Annotated in this window: 3 protein-coding genes; all 3 read left to right on the top strand. The window is 72.2% G+C overall.

What is annotated here, in order from left to right; translation table 11 throughout:
• Nucleotides 1–1064, top strand: a 1064-nt coding sequence (locus P409_RS31760) for a leucyl aminopeptidase family protein (protein ID WP_034847991.1), incomplete at its 5' end; no start/stop codon positions are given.
• A 40-nt stretch (nt 1065–1104) separates the two neighbouring features.
• Entirely contained in the window at nt 1105–1461 is a 357-nt protein-coding gene (locus P409_RS31755) for a MarR family transcriptional regulator (protein ID WP_034847994.1), read from the top strand.
• Nucleotides 1458–2321: a C40 family peptidase gene (locus P409_RS31750; protein WP_034847988.1), complete on the top strand. Its 864-nt coding sequence runs from the start codon at nt 1458–1460 to the stop codon at nt 2319–2321. Before P409_RS31755 ends, P409_RS31750 begins: the two co-directional genes overlap by 4 nt.
• Nucleotides 2322–2484: the final 163 nt, after the last annotated feature.

Raw genomic sequence — 2484 nt, 5'->3', positions numbered from 1 at the left:
CGCTCGGCGGCTACCACTACGGCCGCTACAAGGGGCCGGAGCGGGTTTCGGCCAGGCTGGTCTGGCCGCAGGGCGCCGACCGTGCCGGGGTCGAGCGCGCGGCCAGTGCCACGATGCTGGTGCGCGACCTGGTCAACACCCCGGCCAACGACCTCGGCCCGGCCGAGCTGGCCGCGGCGGCCGAGGCGCTGGCCAAGGAGTTCGGCGCCCGCTTCAGCGTCGTCACCGGCGACGAGCTGCTGACCCGCAACTACCCGATGATCCACGCCGTCGGCCGCGCCTCCAGCCGGGCGCCGCGGCTGATCGACATCGAATGGGGCGACCCGTCGGCGCCGAAGGTGACGCTGGTCGGCAAGGGCGTCGTCTTCGATTCGGGCGGCCTCGACCTCAAGGACGCCGGCAACATGCTGCTGATGAAGAAGGACATGGGCGGCGCCGCCCATGCCCTCGGCGTTGCCCGCATGGTGATGATGGCGCGGCTGCCGGTGCGGCTGCGCGTGCTGGTGCCGGCGGTCGAGAACGCGGTGTCCGGCGACGCCTTCCGGCCGATGGATGTCTATCGCAGCCGCAAGGGGCTGACGGTCGAGATCGGCAACACCGACGCCGAGGGGCGGCTGGTGCTGTGCGATGCGTTGGAAGAGGCGTCGTCCGAGAAGCCGGAGATCATCGTCGACTTCGCCACCCTGACCGGCGCCGCCCGCGTCGCGCTGGGCACCGACGTGCCGGCGATGTTCTGCAACGACGACGCCACCGCCGACGCGCTGGCCGCGGCGTCGCGCCGGGTCGACGACCCGCTGTGGCGCCTGCCGCTGTGGCAGCCCTACAACCGGCTGCTGAAATCCGGCATCGCCGACGTCAACAACGCCCCCGACACGCGCTTCGGCGGGGCCATCACCGCGGCCCTGTTCCTCGAGCGCTTCGTCGCCCCGGGCGTGCCCTGGGTGCATATCGACCTCTATGCCTGGAACGGCGCCGACCGTCCGGGCCGGCCGAAGGGCGGCGAGGCGATGACGATGCGGGCGGTCTACGCCCTGCTGGAGGAGCGGTTTGGAGGCCGGCGCTGATCCGATCGATCGTATCGTCGACGCCGGGGATGCGTGCGACATGACCGTCGCCCTGACCTCGATCCAGGCGCTGGAGCTGTGGCGCCATGCCCTGACCGCGGCGGTCCGGCGCGAGGCGCCGGACCTGTCGTCGCGGCAGATCGCCCTCCTGCTGACCATCTACCTGACCCCGGCGCCGCACACGGTGCGGGGGCTGTCCTCGACCCTGCAGATCTCCAAGCCGGCGGTGACCCGGGCGCTGGACCGGCTGGGCGAGCTCGGCCTGACCCGCCGCACCGTCGACCCGGCGGACCGGCGCAACGTGCTGATCGAGCGGACGGAGGAAGGGCAGGCCTATCTCGACGGCTTCGCCGACCTGGTGCGCCAGGCCGCCAGCATGATCGGGGCCGCGGCGTGACCGACATCGACCGCAACCTGGTGCCCTGGCGGCCGGACCTGGCCGCGGAGAGCCTGCGCGGCGTCCATGCGGCGGAGCGGTATGCCGCCGGCACGCTGCACCAGGCGATCCGCGGCATCGTGCCGATGCGCTCGGCGCCAGACGCGTCGCGCGGCCAGGCGACCGAGATGCTGCATGGCGAGACCATCACCGTCTATGAGGTGAAGGACGGCTGGGCCTGGGGCCAGCTTACGACGGACGGCTATGTCGGTTATGTCGAGGCGGCGGCGCTGTCCGACCGGATCGCCATGCCGACCCACCGGATCCGGGCCTTCCGCGCCTTCCTATACCCGGTGCCCGACTTCAAGCGCCCGCCGGTCCGCGCCCTGAGCTTCCGCAGCCCGGTGGAGGTGGTGGAGACGGAGAAGGGCTATGCCCGGATCCGCAAGGCCGGCGAGCCCGGCGGCTGGGTGCCGGAGGTGGCGCTGGGCCCGCTCGACGCGGTCGAGCCCGACGCGGTGGCGACGGCGCAGCGCTTCCTCGGCGTGCCCTATCTCTGGGGCGGCCGCTCCAGCCTCGGCATCGACTGCTCCGGCCTGGCCCAGCTGGCCTGCGCGGCGGCCGGCCACGCGATCGAGCGCGACACCTACCGCCAGGCGCAGACCGCGGCGACGCTGGTCGGGACCGACGAGAGCGCCGGGCTGCGGCGCGGCGACCTGGTCTATTTCCCCGGCCATGTCGGGCTGATGATGGATGGCGAGACCCTGATCCACGCCAATGTCCGGGCCGCCTGCGTTTCGCTCGACCCGGTGCGAGAGGTCGCGGCCCGGTCCCTGGCCGCCGAAGGCAAGGGCATCACCGCGGTGCGGCGCTTCGGCTGAGATGGACTGAATTGAGGTCCGGTCACGCCGGAGCCTGACTGGATGTCGGGCGTCTTCTCGCGTTGCCTCTCCCGCAAGCGGGGCTTTTCAGAATTCGATCACCTGAACCGACGCGTGTTTTCCGACGAGTCCCCCCGTCCCCTCGCGGGAGGGGGGTAGGGGA

Source organism: Inquilinus limosus MP06 (assembly GCF_000767795.1).
Classification (GTDB): Bacteria; Pseudomonadota; Alphaproteobacteria; order DSM-16000; family Inquilinaceae; genus Inquilinus; species Inquilinus limosus_E.
This window is presented reverse-complemented; position numbering and strand designations above follow the sequence as displayed.